This window comes from Arcticibacter pallidicorallinus (assembly GCF_003002875.1).
In the GTDB taxonomy this organism is placed as follows: Bacteria; Bacteroidota; Bacteroidia; order Sphingobacteriales; family Sphingobacteriaceae; genus Arcticibacter; species Arcticibacter pallidicorallinus.
On record NZ_PVTH01000001.1, the window covers coordinates 620,309 to 635,363 of the forward strand.

Annotated in this window: 11 protein-coding genes; 7 read left to right on the forward strand and 4 right to left on the reverse strand. The window is 46.7% G+C overall.

The genetic code is table 11. The features are described 5' to 3' along the window. Position 1: 1 nt before the first annotated feature. The 3 genes from B0I27_RS02560 to B0I27_RS02570 all read right to left on the reverse strand — a co-directional run bounded on the left by B0I27_RS02560 (position 2) and on the right by B0I27_RS02570 (position 5,680). The gene (locus B0I27_RS02560) at positions 2-3,148 is read right to left on the reverse strand and encodes a SusC/RagA family TonB-linked outer membrane protein (protein WP_106291053.1); all 3,147 of its coding nucleotides are present in this window, start codon (positions 3,146-3,148) and stop codon (positions 2-4) included. Between the two features lie 122 nt (positions 3,149-3,270). Next, complete coding sequence (locus tag B0I27_RS02565) at positions 3,271-4,797, reverse strand: gluconokinase (protein ID WP_106291055.1); 1,527 nt, start codon at positions 4,795-4,797, stop codon at positions 3,271-3,273. A 1-nt stretch (position 4,798) separates the two neighbouring features. After that, complete coding sequence (locus B0I27_RS02570) at positions 4,799-5,680, reverse strand: helix-turn-helix domain-containing protein (protein WP_106291057.1); 882 nt, start codon at positions 5,678-5,680, stop codon at positions 4,799-4,801. A 207-nt stretch (positions 5,681-5,887) separates the two neighbouring features. Between B0I27_RS02570 and B0I27_RS02575 the strand changes: the two genes are divergently transcribed. The 7 genes from B0I27_RS02575 to B0I27_RS02605 all read left to right on the forward strand — a co-directional run bounded on the left by B0I27_RS02575 (position 5,888) and on the right by B0I27_RS02605 (position 14,826). After that, on the forward strand, positions 5,888-6,685 hold the full coding sequence (locus B0I27_RS02575; protein WP_245925407.1) for a fumarylacetoacetate hydrolase family protein: 798 nt from the start codon (positions 5,888-5,890) through the stop codon (positions 6,683-6,685). Between the two features lie 5 nt (positions 6,686-6,690). Next, positions 6,691-8,286, forward strand: a complete 1,596-nt coding sequence (locus B0I27_RS02580) for an aldehyde dehydrogenase (NADP(+)) (RefSeq protein WP_106291061.1) — start codon at positions 6,691-6,693, stop codon at positions 8,284-8,286. A gap of 10 nt (positions 8,287-8,296) precedes the next feature. Beyond that, entirely contained in the window at positions 8,297-10,012 is a 1,716-nt protein-coding gene (locus B0I27_RS02585) for an IlvD/Edd family dehydratase (protein WP_106291063.1), read from the forward strand. 15 nt (positions 10,013-10,027) lie between these two features. After that, the gene (locus B0I27_RS02590; protein ID WP_106291065.1) at positions 10,028-11,350 is read left to right on the forward strand and encodes a gluconate:H+ symporter; all 1,323 of its coding nucleotides are present in this window, start codon (positions 10,028-10,030) and stop codon (positions 11,348-11,350) included. 17 nt (positions 11,351-11,367) lie between these two features. After that, positions 11,368-12,315 carry an RraA family protein gene (locus B0I27_RS02595; RefSeq protein WP_106291067.1) on the forward strand — a complete coding sequence of 316 codons (948 nt, stop codon included), beginning with the start codon at positions 11,368-11,370 and terminating at the stop codon, positions 12,313-12,315. 40 nt (positions 12,316-12,355) lie between these two features. Next, entirely contained in the window at positions 12,356-13,636 is a 1,281-nt protein-coding gene (locus B0I27_RS02600; protein ID WP_106291069.1) for a mandelate racemase/muconate lactonizing enzyme family protein, read from the forward strand. A 62-nt stretch (positions 13,637-13,698) separates the two neighbouring features. Continuing rightward, positions 13,699-14,826 (forward strand): bile acid:sodium symporter family protein, encoded by a 1,128-nt coding sequence (locus tag B0I27_RS02605; RefSeq protein WP_106291071.1) that lies wholly within the window; start codon positions 13,699-13,701, stop codon positions 14,824-14,826. Between the two features lie 52 nt (positions 14,827-14,878). Here B0I27_RS02605 and B0I27_RS17765 read toward each other — a convergent pair whose 3' ends face one another. Then, complete coding sequence (locus tag B0I27_RS17765) at positions 14,879-15,013, reverse strand: hypothetical protein (RefSeq protein WP_281260330.1); 135 nt, start codon at positions 15,011-15,013, stop codon at positions 14,879-14,881. Positions 15,014-15,055 lie beyond the last annotated feature (42 nt).

The window sequence follows — 15,055 nt, forward strand, 5'->3', positions numbered from 1 at the left end:
CTTAGAATTTCACATTTAGGTTTAAACCGTAGGTACGGGTGGTAGGTAGGGTCGTTTGCTCATAACCGATCCTGTTATCGCCTGATGATGCGAATGCTTCAGGATCAAGATCGTCTATGTACTTTTTGAGAATCAGTACATTCCGGCAAGATGCAGATAATGTCAGTCCTTTAACAAACTTCAACCTTGTTCCAATCATGTTGGAGAAATCGTAGGCCAGAGTGATATTCCTAAGCTTGATGAAATCTGCTTTGTAGATAAATGGATCAGCGATCTGAAGGTTCCGGTAATCGGTATAGAACGTCTGAGGATCTACAGCCACAGTGTTCGGCGTACCGTCGGCCCTGACTCCGGGGAAGATCACTCCACCTTCACGTCCAACTAACGAAGCTTTTGTATGACCCTGTCTCAATCCGTTAAGCGCCGTCGAAGAGAGGATTTTACCACCAAATTTGTAGTCAATATGAACTAACATAGTCAGGTTCTTAAAACGGAATGAGTTATTCCAGCCTCCGGTGTATTTCGGGGTTCCGGTACCGAATAGAACGTCGCTGCTGTTAGCCAAAAGACGACCGTTGTTGCCTACAACGATATTGCCATTATCATCTCTCAGATACGTTCTGGCGGCAAGCTGGTTCAAGGGCTTACCTACTTCATACACAAGTGAGCCGATAAATTCATTACCTCCAAATTGAGAAACGATCTGCCTGTTTACTCCAGGTGCGAGTGACAATACTTTTGAGTTGTTTAAAGCGGTGTTGAAAGATGTATTCCACTTGAAGTTTTGTGTGCTTACAGGTAATAGATCAAGTAAAACTTCCACGCCACGATTTTCCAATGAACCCAAATTCAGGGGGGTTCCGGTGTAGCCGGAGGCATTTGAAACAGGAACTATAATAATCTGGTCGCGTGTCTGTTTATCATAGAAAGCGATATCGAAATTCACCCTGCTATCGAATGTTTTTAGTTCCAGACCTATTTCTTTCTCACTTACACCAAAGGGCTTGATCTGCGGATTTGGGCTGTTTGCATTACGAATAGTCCCCAGGCTAATGGCGTTGAATGGATTTGCTTCAACTCCATAAGCAAGACGGTTTGAATATGCACCGATTCCGTTTGCACTACCCACATCGGCATAAGTAGCTCTCAGCTTACCATAATTAAGCCATGAAGATCCTTTAAGTAATTCAGAGAAGATGAAACTACCACTAACTGAAGGGTATAGGTAAGAGTTGTTAGCAGGATCCAAAACAGAAAACCAGTCCTGTCTTGCTGTCACATTCAAATAAAGTAAGTTTTTATAGCCAATATCTGCGAAGGCATAAAGTGAATTAACTTGTTCCTTATAGATTCCAAAAGTTTGGTCTTTTGTTATACCATTTTCAATTGAGTAAAGATCGATAACAGTAAAGTCAGTTACATTCTGCGTTACGTTTTTATTGGTGATGGTAAATCGGTTTCCGCCGATGCTTGCGTCAACGCTGATATCCCCGAACTTATGGTTAAAGCCCAACAGGAAATCCATGTTCATTTGCTTTTCGGTACTATTGTTGACGGCATAAGCACCATTGTATCCGGCGCCCGTGCCGTTTAAAGCAGTAGAACTGCCCATGCCGGTCGGCGTGTTTCTTTCGAAGAATGGAGTAGCATAATCCATATTCACCCGTCCCTGTAAATACAGCCAGTTAAAGAAATCGTACCTAACGGTAGTTGTACCGAGGAACCGATCACGGTTGTTGCGGATAAACTGTCTTGGCATTAAGAAATAGGGGTTTATCAGCGTAGTTTGGAAACCTGATGTCTGCCTTTCGGTAATGCCATTTTCAGCAACGGCTTTTTCTTTTAATACATCCAGAGATATTGAGTTGGCCAGCCGATAAAGGAAATTAGGAGCACCTTGCCCTTGAATACCTACTTCCGGTGGATTCTCGTTTCTCTCGTTTGTATAGTTTATGTTAACCTGGACGGATAGTTTTTCTGTGACGTTTTGATTGACACCGAGATTGAATATTTTCTTGTGATAGTCATTGTTTGGCGATATGCCTTTGACGTCCTGGTTAGAGAATGATGTGCGGTAGCTTCCTGTGGCGTTCCCTCCTGATAATGCAATAGTATTTATAAAGGAAGTACCGGTTCTGTAGAAGTCGGTAATCCGGTTTTTCTGTGGCAAGTAGGGCCTGAGCTCTCCGTCAAATTGCACTGTTGGCACGCCGTCATATTTTTCGCCCCAACCAAACTGCCCGGTGCTTATTGCTGCTCCCTGATTGGCGGGGCGAACACCGGCCTGTCCCTGGCCATACTCATACTGAAAATCGGTGAAGTCAAGAACCTCATCAGAGGAGAAGTTGGAAGTTACCTCTACGCCAAACTGTGCGTTCTTTTTTCCTGTTTTGGTAGTGATGATAATGGCTCCGTTAGCCGCCCTGGAGCCGTATAATGCGGCCGCTGTGGCACCCTTCAGCACCGTCATGGTTTCCACGTCATCCGGGTTGATCTGTTGCATATTGTCTCCCAGATCGAGCCCGTTGTTTCCATCAGCCCCACGAGCTCCCTGATCCATTGGCAAGCCGTTAATTACAATGAGCGGAGAGTTATTCGCGCCTGAAAATGCAGCTTGTCCCCTTAAACGGATCCGGTTTCCTCCGCCAGCACCCGATGAGGGAGGTGCAATCTCAAGCCCTGCAATCTTACCTTCGAGAGAGGTCATGACATTGGTCGTGCGATTTTGCTGAATCTCCTGCAATTTCACCGTTTCTGCAGCGTAACCTAGCTTTCTGGAGTCCTTTTTGATACCCAGTGCTGTAACAACTACCTCGCTTAGATCTTGCGAATCTTCGCTTAGTACTACATCAATTACCGTTCTCCTGTTAACGGGAACTTCAATGCGCTTAAAGCCTACCATGTTGAAAATAAGCGTGGCATCAGGAGCAGTTTGGATACTGTACTTGCCTGTGGCACTGGTACTGGTGCCCATGTTCGAATTTTTTACCATTACCGAAACGCCGATCAGTGTTTCGCCCTTCTGATCTTTTACCGTGCCTGTTACAGTTTGCGCTTCAGATACATAAGAAACCAGTAAGAAAGATAATAGAGACAATAGATGTCTACCCCGCAAGTTGCGGTAAATGCACAAAATTTTTGCAGCCATAATTCGGAAGAAAGGTTAGTTTTTAGTTTATAGTCTGTTGTCCTATTAGTAAAAGTATAGCCTTATGTAGTATGATACTTCCAAATCTTTTCAGCGGTGGATGTTATACAAAGAAATTTGTGCTATGACGCATTTTCCTGTTGTAAAGCGGCGATTGCTTCAAATTCATCAGCTAATTTGACGCTGAGGCGTTCAAAAACTTTGAAATATTGATTGTATATTTTATGATTTTGCTTATTAGGCTTGTAATCAACAGGAAGGGTAACCGATTTGGCCGCTTCATCTATGTCTTTGTAAATTCCCATATTGATGGCGCTTAACAGAAAGGCTCCTTTTCCGACGCTGTTCCGCTCACTTATAATTCCTACCGGCTTATTAAATATATCCGAGATCATCTGTGCGCAAAAAGGAATGGTAGCGAAACTTCCATTCAAGGAAAGGGACTCAATGTTGCGATGGGCTTTCATGGATTGTCCTATATTATAGATTCCGTAGATTATTCCCTCCAGGGTGGCCCTGACCAAGTGCTTGCGTTCATGACGGATGTTGAGCCCGAAGTAAACGCCCCTGGCGTTGGCATCCCAGATTGGTGCCCTCTCCCCAAGCAGGTAAGGCAAGAATAATGCGCCGTTTGAACCTGCAGGAACTTCAGTTGCCTCCTCAATCAAACCCTCAGCTGCGAGATCCATGTTAAATCCGGTTTTCGAATCCCCGAACTGACTGTTGAACCAGTCAAAGATCAACCCGCCATTGTTTGTCGGGCCTCCCGATATAATATGCTGATTGGTAAGTACGTAATTAAATAGCCGTTGCTTTTCGTCATGTATCGGTTTGTCGCTGACGACCCGGAGGGCTCCGCTGTCTTCAATAGTAATGGTGGCCTTATCGCCGTCCCAGATACCGGCTCCCAGTGTGGCCATACACCCATCGCTGGAACCTACTATGATCCGGGTGCCTGTATCTAGTTTCAGTGTGTTCAGATATTCTTTTCTCAATTTGAGATCCGAGAAAAACACTTCACAAAGTGCAGGCAGCTTATCAATGTTAATCCCCGCATAATCAAGGGATTTTTGTTCCCATTGCAGGTCGTGTATGTTAAAAAGCCCTGTGGCTGAAGCTATGCTCTGGTCGACAAGATATTCACCTGTCAGCTGCTGTATAATATAGCTCTTAATGGAAAGGAATTTCCATGTTTTCTTGAACCTGTCGGGCAGATTGGTTCGGATCCAGGCAATCTTCACCAGAGGCGACATGGGATGTATAGGGGTTCCGGTTAGACTGTAGATCTCTTTACCCAAGGCTGAGTTCTTCAGATCTGTAGCTTCCTTCTTTCCCCGGTTGTCAGCCCAGGTGATAGCATTTCCGATGGGCACACCTTTTTTATCAACGGCAAGTAAGCTGTGCATGGAGGCTGAAAAGCAAATGCTATCTACGCGATATTTCTGAGGATGGATCTTCTCTATTAAAAGATTTTTCAACACATAAAGCATGGTAATGAACATCTGTTCCGGATCCTGCTCGCTATAGTCTTGCTCGTCGTGAAATGTAGGATAATGCCCTTTGGCTGAATCGATCAGCGTGCCATCGATCTTAAATGCGAAAATTCTTACCGCATTTGTGCCCATTTCTATAGTAATAATGCAATTCATATTATTCAGATAGGTTCTTTTTACGGAATTGACTGGGCGTATAGCCAGTCAGCTTCTTAAAGGTTGTTGCAAAGTGTTGTGAAGAGTAGAATCCGGTGCTTAAAGCTATCTCTGTTACATTGGCGTCGCATTTCTTCAACTGTTTTATGGCCTCCGAAACTCGAATATTTATCAGATAGTTAAGCGGTGAGAATCCAGAGTAGTTTTTTACTTTCTCGGTAAATGTCGTCGTTCCCATATCCGCTATCGCGGCCATTTCCTCTACCGTCCATTGGTGGCTCAGGTCATGACGCAAAGCCTGATCAAGCTTAAGAAAGATCTGGGGAAAGTCACGGGTAGACGTGCCTTGCTTCATGATATTGCGCGTGAACTGGATAAATAATTCCGCTAACATGGCGTTGATACGCGCGTGATGACCAATCTCCCGGTTTATCAGTTCGACATATATGGCGTTAAAAAGCGCTCCCGCATCCTTGAGCTTCATAGTAGAACGACCTGGTTGCGTATTGAGTATGTACCAGATACGCTGCATATCAGGATGCGTTATTCCGCTCCATTGACTGATCGTTGGCTTGTTGGAACTATTCGTTACCTTGATTTTTAACCAGCATAGTGTCCCCACATTGAGGATACGTTCCTGTCCTGTTAATTTCTGCCTGGGAAGAACGAGCAATACATCACCCGGATAGAGTGTGTAGTTCTGTTCTTGCACCTGCCACTCAAACTTACCTTCAACAATATAATAAACTCGTACCAGATCCGGCGCCTCCTGGTAAAATTCATCTAATTGCAAGGTGTTAATCCGCTTTAGTGCAAATTCAATCATATGCGGAAACCGTTCGAGTTCCTTTGATGTACCCTGCTGTAGTTGAAATTGGTTCATTCAGGTTTTAAGTGGTTGCTTAGGGTTGTCAGTTGATACACAAGTTTACATAAATAGTCCAGCTGTTTTGTATAAAAATCAACGGCGAATTTTAATGGTATTGTCTGCTGTTTAATTTCCCAAACTTGCGGATACTAACTAACCACTCTAAATCTCTAGCTAGCCATGCATATATACCGCACACCAGATGCCATCGTTATCCATTTTATGAACAAGTCCTATTCTTTCCCAGGGCGGGACTGGGATAGCTTTGTTAACAGACCATCGTTATATTCCCGGTTACTGGAAGAAATAAAAGAATGCCCTTCTGATCAGCAGAGCGAACTGCAAATTCCTGAAGCTATTCTTGCTCCTCTGAACAGGCAGGAGGTATGGGCTTCTGGCGTGACCTATCTTCGCAGCCGGGAAGCGCGTATAGAAGAAGCTCAGGATGCAGCGGGAGGCGATTTTTACTCGAGGGTGTATGACGCAGAACGCCCTGAATTGTTCTTCAAATCTTCCCCCTACAGGGTGACTGGAGACGGGGGGGCAGTACGCATCCGTAAAGATTCGATGTGGAATGTTCCCGAGCCTGAGCTTACCTTGTTTATGTGCTCTGAAGGTTCTATCGAGGGATACACCATCGGAAATGATATGTCTTCCCGGGATATCGAAGGTGAAAATCCCTTGTATCTCCCACAGGCGAAGTGTTATAATGGAGCAGCCGCGATAGGTCCTTGTCTATATGTACCTGAAAATCCCATTCCTCCGGATACGAAGATTAGTCTTTCTATCAAAAGGGATGGCGTGGAACTTTTCTCAGATTGTGTATTGCTAAGTAAGATGAAACGGACCTTGAAGGAACTCGCATCCTATCTATTTCGGGAGATGTCCTTTCCGGATGGCGTGTTTTTAATGACCGGGACGGGTATAGTCCCTTCCGATGACTTTACACTTGCCCTGGGCGATCGTATCAGTATCAGCATTGAAGGAATCGGTACTTTGAATAATACAGTTACGCAATAAAATATATGAATATCAGCCAAATCCAAGGAAAACAATTGATTGGTTATCAGGAACAGGCAGAGGGAAACGAATATTTTCATTCTGTTGACCCGGCTTCTGGCGCCTTGTCATCGATCCGATTCTATAAAGCTACTACGGCAGAAGTAAGCCAAGCTGCAAGCCTGGCAGAAAGTGCCTTTGCTATTTACCGTAAGACCTCTGGCCAGGATAAATCAGCCTTTCTGCTTAAGATTGCTGAAGAACTGGTCAATAATAAAGCGGAGCTTGTTGAGGTCTGCATGAAGGAAACCGCATTGCCCCAGGCTCGCCTTGATGGAGAGGTAGGACGTACTGTTAATCAATTAAAGCTCTTTTCAGAGCTTCTTGCAGAGGGTTCGTGGGTTGACGCACGTATTGATACGGCAATGCCCGATAGGAGCCCGCTTCCGAAACCAGACCTGAGGTCTATGCTAATTCCGCTGGGTCCGGTCGCAATATTCGGTGCAAGTAATTTTCCCTTTGCATTCTCTGTAGCAGGAGGGGATACAGTCTCGGCTCTTGCGTCGGGTTGTCCGGTTATTTTTAAAGCCCATCCGGCCCATCCTATAACGAGCGAGCTGGTCGGTAAGGCTATCCTGAGAGCAGCAGCGGCTTGTGGTCTTCCTGAGGGTGTATTTTCCATGCTGCATGGAGACGGTCCATCAACCGGCACAGCCCTGGTTACTCATCCATCGATCAAGGCTGTAGGATTTACGGGTTCTTATAAAGCGGGCAAGTCAATAGCAGAAGCGGCCTTTAACAGACCTCAACCTATTCCTGTATATGCTGAAGTGGGGAGTTCCAATCCGGTTTTTGTATTGCCGGGGGCATTAAAGCAGCACACAGACAAGATCGCCGCTGGTTATGTGCAATCATTAACAATGGGAGCCGGGCAATTTTGCACGAATCCCGGACTTCTTGTATATCAGGAGGATAGTTCTCCTGAAAGCAATATATTTCTATCTGCCCTGAAGGATGGCATCAGCAAAGCTACTACCCACTCTCTCCTTACCGAAGCGATAGGTATGGCCTTTTCGAAAGGGGTGGTCGAGCGTTCTGCTCATCCGGCCCTGGCTGTACTGGCAAGTAGTACAGCAGCGGAAAAACAGCCCGTGCCGACGTTGTTTTCAGCTGACCACACGGCATTCAGCGAGGATCCCTCATTGGAGGAAGAGTTGTTTGGCCCCGCGGGCATTATAGTAAATACCCCCTCCAAAGAGGATCTTTTACAACTCGCAAGAAAGCTCTCAGGACACCTGACAGCTACTATTCACGCTACTGAAGAAGACCTCAGAGACTATAAAGACCTCTTTGATATTCTGGAGCAGAAGGTTGGCAGAATTCTCATAAATGGGTTTCCTACAGGCGTGGAGGTCAGTCATGCGATGGTTCATGGTGGACCATACCCGGCCACCAGCGACTCCCGTACCACCTCGGTAGGTACTGCTGCTATCTTCAGGTTTACAAGACCTGTATGTTATCAATCTTTTGCCGGTTTTCTGCTTCCGGATGAACTGAAAGATGAAAATCCGCTGGGTATCTGGCGCTTGGTTAATGGAAAACGTACGAATGAAATAATCTAACCCACAAAATATGTGTGCTTACAGAAGCTCAGAATGGTTCGGCAAAACAGGTAAAATGGGATTCCTATACCGCAGCTGGATGAAGAATCAGGGTATACCGGATGATATGTTCGATGGTCGGCCTGTGATTGGAATATGCAACACTTGGTCTGAGCTCACTCCTTGTAACGCTCATCTCCGAGATATTGCAGAATCAGTGAAAAAAGGTGTTCTCGAAGCCGGAGGGTTTCCTGTAGAATTTCCCATCATGTCTTTAGGTGAAACATTATTGAAACCTACAGCCATGCTCTTCCGCAACCTGGCGAGCATGGATGCGGAAGAATCTATAAGGGGCAATCCTATGGACGGAGTGGTGCTCTTAACCGGATGCGACAAGACCACTCCTTCAACCATGATGGGAGCTGCAAGTGTGGACTTACCTACGATTGTTGTTCCCGGTGGACCAATGCTAAACGGTCATTATAACGGCGAACAGATCGGATCGGGTACCGCAGTATGGAAATTGACCGATGATCTGAAACTCGGCAAAATAACTCAGGACGAGTACCTGGCTGCGGAAAGCTGCATGTCCAGAAGTGCCGGCCACTGCATGACTATGGGAACGGCTTCTACAATGGCCTGTATGGTGGAGTCGCTGGGTATGTGCCTTCCGGGAGGAGCGGCCATTCCGGCGGTTGATTCAAGGAGAAAGGTTCTGGCACGTATGTCGGGCAGGCGGATCGTTGAAATGGTTAAAGAAGACCTTCGTATGTCGAAGATCTTAACACGCGATGCGTTTGAAAATGCCATTAAGGTAAATGCGGCAATTGGTGGATCGTCCAATTTTATCATTCATCTGACCGCTATTGCTGGCCGTATCGGTGTAGATATCCATCTCGAAGATTACGATAACCTCGGAAGCAGTATTCCCTTGCTGCTGAACCTCATGCCCTCCGGGAAGTTTCTGATGGAAGATTTCTTCTATGCGGGCGGTGTTCCGGTGATCATGAATGAGCTAAATGATAAGATGAATCTCGACACGCTTACGGTAAGTGGGAAATCACACAGGGAGAATATCGTAGGAAAATGCAATTGCTATAACCGGGAAGTCATTACTTCCTATGACGATCCGCTGATTCCTGAAGCCGGTATAGTTGTGTTGAAAGGTAACCTTGCTCTTAACGGTGCTGTGATGAAACCTTCGGCTGCCACTCCTGCACTGATGCAACATACCGGTAGGGCAGTGGTGTTTGAAAATATCGAGGATTACCATAGCCGGGTCGATGATCCTGATCTGGACATAGACGAAACCTGCGTCATGGTACTCAAGCATGTAGGACCTGTGGGATACCCGGGTATGCCTGAAGTTGGTAATATGGTGCTTCCCAAAAAGCTTTTGGAAAAGGGCGTAACCGACATGGTGAGGATTTCGGATGGTAGGATGAGCGGAACCGCTTTTGGAACCGTTATTCTGCATGTATCTCCGGAGTCCGCGATTGGAGGAAATCTCGCACTGGTGCACAACGGAGACATGATCACCCTGGATACGAAGAACAGATCAATAAATGTCGATGTTTCAGATGAGGAGTTGTCGCTTAGAAGAAAGAACTGGCTTAAACCCGCTTATGTCACGGATCGAGGCTATGTGGGAATGTACGTGAGACATGTTCAGCAAGCAGATAAGGGGGCTGATCTGGATTTTCTCACAGGCAAATCGGGAGACGAGGTATTGCGTGATTCACATTAATATACGCCTCCGCCTATGAGCATGATCATTCTCGTTTCCTGTATTACGCTTCTTATTCTGCTGATCGCAAGATTCAAGTGGAACGCTTTCTTGGCTTTTCTGGTCGTTTCGTTGCTTTGCGGTTTGCTGTTGGGCATGCCGGCACAAGAGGTCGTGGCGTCAGTTAACAAGGGTGTTGGAGACACGCTTGGCTCCATTCTGGTGATCATCGTGCTCGGTGCCATGCTCGGTCGCCTGATAGGAGAGAGCGGAGCCGCAAATCGCATTGCCGGAACCATACGCTCGCTTTTTGGCGAAAAGTACATTACCTGGGCGATGGCTTTTACTGGCTTTGTGGTCGGTATTCCGCTATATTATAATGTTGGGTTCGTATTACTTGTACCCATCATATTTTCCGTAGCCTACCACTATAAACTTTCCAAGGTTTATATCGGTTTGCCCATGCTTACAGCTCTTTCGGTGATGCATGGCTTTTTGCCTCCTCACCCTGCCGCTATGGTACTTGCCATACAATTCAAAGCTGATCTGGTCAGAACATTTATTTACGGTGTGATCGTGGCCATACCTGCCATTGTTATTGCGGGTCCCATCTTTGCTTCTGCCTTTAAAAACAAACAAGATAGGGAGGGTTCGGTAATCGCCGTTCCGGCTCCGCAGGAAGGGTCCCTACCTGGAATTGTGAACGCAGTTTGCTGCTCATTATCCCCGGTGCTTTTTATTGCCTTTGCATCGATCCTGGGCTTGCTGGGCAGCGGTAATCCGGTGCTCAAAGGTACGGCTGACTTCCTAAGCCAACCTGCCATCGCGATGCTTCTGTCGCTGATTATTTGCAGCATCAGCCTCGGCCTGTCTGCCGGAATCAGTTTAAAGAATTTGATGACCAGCTATGCCGAGTCGGTTAAAGACATTGCAATGATCCTGCTGATCATTGGCAGTGCGGGTATGTTGAAACAGATTGTGGTGGACAGCAGTCTCAGCGTGGAGATCACCAGCTGGATGCTAAAGTGTCCCTTGCCACCACTTGTGCTGGCCTGGCTTATCACCGCTGGCCTGAGGTTGAGTCTGGGCTCGGCCACTATCGCTGGACTAACGGCTGCGGGTGTGATCTTCCCGCTTGTAGAGCAGACAGGTATTCCTCCGGAGTTCTTCGTGTTGACCGTGGGAGCAGGTAGCCTCTTCGGGTCTCACGTGAATGATACTGCATTCTGGATGTTCAAAGAATATTTTAATCTCACACTGAGGGAAACTTTTCTCTCCTGGACGGTCATGGAAAGCATGGTGTCTGTTATCGGCCTCGGGGGTGTGCTCATCCTTGAGAGTGTGGTGAGGGGATCTTGATTGTAAACACTAACTAAATGAATAAAATGAAATCTATGCTTTTCTTGGTACTGGCTGTATTCGCCATCGTGCCTTTTCGAAGTTATTCCCAACAGATCTCCAAGGAAGAAATGCTCTTCCTCACACCTCTCTGGAAAGGTGAACGTTTTGCGGATGGACGCCCCAAGGTGTCAGACGATCTCTTAAAACGTTTGAAGCTCGTTACGCATGAGGAGGCCTGGGCCGTGATGAAGAATAAGGGCTTCGCTTATCAGTATGCAGAAGGATGGGAAACCATTAATCGCGACAGTGTATTGGTTGGCCGGGCCGTTACAGCGACTTTTATGCCGGGGCGCCCGGACATCTGGAAAGCTATTGATGACAGAGGAAAAAAAGAAGGAAAGCGGGGCCAGAACAGCTGGCCTGTTGACTTGCTTGTTAAGGGTGATGTTTATGTCGCTGACCAGTTTGGTGCCCATATCGACGGACCTACGATAGGAGACAACGTCGCGAATGCTATTTATGCTAAAACCGGCAATGGAATCGTCTATGATGGTGCACTGAGGGATATCTCCGGATTAAGAGAATTGGGCGGTTTTACCTCTTTCTTTGCCAGTTACCACCCTTCTTACCATAATCCCAATCCTAATGCACTGAATACGATGTTGATCGGTATCAATCGTCCTACCAGAATTCGTAGTGCAACGGCGATGGCTGGTGATGTAGTCCTCGGACGCGATGGAGCCGTGGCGTTTATTCCTGCCCACCTGGTCGAGGAGGTGGTAAAGACTTCGGAGGTAGTGCGCCTGCGGGATCTTTTTGGCCATGAGCGCCTCAGGGAAGGAAAGTATAGCGCCGGACAAATCGACGCGCGTTGGTCAGACGACATTGAGCGGGATTTCTCGCAATGGCTGAATACCCATATCGATAAACTCCCGGTACCAAAAGAACAAATCCAGGAGCTTCTTAAATCCAGGACCTGGTAGACCTAATCCAACTAATCATTATACTATAAACCGATTAAACATGTCATTAAAACAGAACCGGCGTTCATTCTTATCTAAAACTGCTTTGGCCGGGGCGGGACTATTGAGTGCCCCGGCCCTCAGCTGGGGGCAAGGCCTGATTGACGCTAACGAACGTACATCAAAGGCTTCTGCACCATCAGATCTTAAAATCACCGCGGTTACTTGTGCATTCTCAGGCGGAAGCCTTTTTGTGAAAATAAGCTCAAACCAAGGGATAGTCGGCTACGGCGAAGGTGTGGATGCGGTGGGAGGTACTTACCATCTCGTAAAACGTCTGGGTATGCAGATTACCAACCAGAGTCCACTTAATCCTAATCGTCTAATCGAGCAGCTGAGAAAAGGCGCTTTCTTTGGCGGAGCCCAGTCGGGAGTCTATATCGCCGTGCTATCTGCTATCGAAACAGCGCTTTGGGACTTAACAGGGAAGGCGCTTGGTTTGCCTGTATATCAACTCATGGGAGGTAAGTTCCGCGACAAGTGCAGGGTTTACTGCGATACTGCGTTGTACACTCGTAACCTGCCCACGCCGGATGACTATGCAAAGGCAGCTGCGGGTTCTGTCGCAAAAGGATATACCGCCATCAAATTTGATATCGATGCAGGCAACGACCCAAACAAGTACGATCGTTTCAACTGGACGGCAGGTCCCGCAGAGCTTGAACGGATGTACAATGCTATAGCTGCCGCGAGAAAGGCGGTGGGAAGTAAGATAGATATTTGTGTGGACTTGCATGGTCGTTACGATGCCACAACGGGACACAGGGTAGCCAAGATGATGGAGCCGCTTAATCTAATGTGGCTGGAAGAGCCTGTCCCGGCAGACAATGTGGATGCTTACAAGCATATCACGCGGGAAACCAGCACGCCAATCTGTACGGGTGAGAACGTTTACCTGGCGTATGGATTTACACGGTTGCTATCAGATGGCGCTGTTGATATCGTCATGCCTGATCTTCAGAAAACGGGGGGCTTAAGTGAAGGTCAGCGAATCGCCAACCTTGCAAATCTTTATTATGTGCCTTTTTCACCACATATGGTTGCCTCTTTTCTCGGTGCGATGGCCTGCGCACATTGCTGCGTATCCGTCCCCAACTTCCAGATCATGGAATGGCAAACTTATTTTGATGTGGATACCAAGTGGAAAGATATGGTTATTTACGATAAGCCATGGGTTGAAAAAGGGTTTCTTACCGTATCCGAAAAACCAGGTATAGGGGTGGACATCAACGAAGAGGGCCTTAAAAAATATGCCACTCCAGGCATCCCGTATTTTGAATAGTTAACGAAAGTATTATGCAAAAGCCGGAATGAATTTCCCGGCTTTTGCGATAAACCTAATTGATGAAAAATCCAACTATTTATAAGTCAATCCTTGCATTGGCATTCCTCTTTCTACTGATCTCTATCGGCGTAGCACTCTCAGGCGAAGTTGCGGGGTCAGGGATATTTCTTATACTGTTCTTTCTAGCGCTGGCTATCGGGTTCAGGGGCTATGATGCGCTGAGAGGATATTCATATACGGTTATGATCTTCGCAGCAGCAGTATCTGCTTTGTATTATCCGCATCTCTTCGTTGAATGGAACGGGTTCAAGTTTGCAGGGCTTATCATTCCACTTATCCAACTTATCATGTTCGGCATGGGCACCTCCATGAGCTTTAATGATTTCGTGGGCGTAGTGAAAGCTCCGAAGGGAGTGTTTCTTGGCGTGATCAGTCATTTTATTATTATGCCCTTGTTGGGCTTCTGTTTAGCCAATGTGGGAATGAATTTCTTTGGTTTCAGTCCTGAAATTGCTGCTGGAATTATCCTGATTGGTTGCTCGCCCAATGGGATGGCGTCTAATGTAATATCTTATCTGGCTAAAGCAAACCTGGCATTATCAATCACGATTACTGCTATTTCCACCATGTTGGCACCTCTGGTAACACCCTTGTTAATGAAGTTATTAGCGGGTCAGTTTGTGGAGATCAACGTGCTGCACATGATGTGGGATATTCTCAAAATGGTGATCATACCTATAGGTGCGGGATTACTCTTCAATAAACTTTTCAGTGGGAAAATGAAATGGTTCGATGCTGCTATGCCGTTCCTTTCTATGTTCGGGATTATCGGTATCATCGTGATCATCACAGCAGCCGGAAGAGACAGCTTGTTAAACGTGGGCCTTATTCTCGTCGTGCTTGTACTTATACATAATGTATGTGGTTACTTGCTCGGATACTGGTCTGGCAGGTTGTTCAGAATGAATGAGCGCGATTGCCGTACGATTGCTATAGAAGTCGGCATGCAGAATGGTGGACTGGCTTCAGGGCTGGCAAAGGGGATGGGCAAGATCGCGACCGTAGGCCTGGCTCCGGTGATCTTTTCATCGTTCATGAATATTACGGGATCGCTGCTTGCCTCATATTGGCACCGAAAGCCTGTCAAAGACGAGGAAACAGAAAATGTATCCGACATATTGGTGTGATGGTTATCCTCTGATTATTCACTTGTGGCCTGCGGGTGCACCCTCTACGTGGTCAGCAGCACCACCTGCATATCTCCCGGCTGTATCGGGACGCCTGCAGGCCGCCCGGACTTAAAAGGGGTTGACCGGGGACGACCTTGCCTTCAGCCATACAGCTTGCCCGTGCGGTAGAAGAAGACTGATCCATGTATTTAATTCCAATGGTAGTTGTAAATTCATGATATTCGTA